The following is a 461-nucleotide window of genomic DNA, read 5'->3' as shown; positions in this document are numbered from 1 at the left end:
GCCTGAAGCGCCGGATCAGGGGCGATCCCCCGCGCGGCAAAGGCATTTTCGAAATAGGGCATCTGCTCATTGGCCAGCGCATCGAGCGAAGCGATCAGCTTGCGCCGGTCGCCCATGTCAGAGGTTTTCGCCACCGCATAGCCAAAAATCGCAATCGCGGTTTCGACAAAGGCACCTTCGATCAGCAGATACCGGTCAAACACAATCTTCGGCAGCGTATCGGCGGCAATATCTTGCGTGAACCGATGCGCGACCATCGCGGCAAAGACATCGGCATTTTCGCGCAAAATGCGGTCACTGAGGCGTTCAGACATCGTGGCGCTCCTTGGCGGCGGCGACAAAGGACTTCACGCGTTCCGGATCGACCGGGTTCCACCACACGCCGCCTTCCTTGAGCGACGAGGCCACGATCACGCCATTGGTGCGATCAAGGATCATCGAGATATTTTCCTCGGTCACGC

General features: G+C 58.8%; 2 protein-coding genes. Both read right to left on the bottom strand.

Annotated features, from left to right (window positions below; all coding sequences use genetic code 11):
* The coding region (locus CKO28_RS27985; protein WP_200344835.1) for a TenA family protein at positions 1-314 on the bottom strand (314 nt) is incomplete at its 3' end.
* On the bottom strand, positions 307-459 hold the full coding sequence (locus CKO28_RS27980; protein WP_437127669.1) for a BtpA/SgcQ family protein: 153 nt from the start codon (positions 457-459) through the stop codon (positions 307-309). The genes CKO28_RS27980 and CKO28_RS27985, both read right to left, overlap by 8 nt.
* Positions 460-461: the final 2 nt, after the last annotated feature.

Origin of the sequence: Rhodovibrio sodomensis (assembly GCF_016583645.1) — a bacterium.
Lineage (GTDB): Bacteria > Pseudomonadota > Alphaproteobacteria > Kiloniellales > Rhodovibrionaceae > Rhodovibrio > Rhodovibrio sodomensis.
Note: the sequence above shows the minus strand (reverse complement) of the source record. Positions and strands in the feature narration are given on the sequence as shown.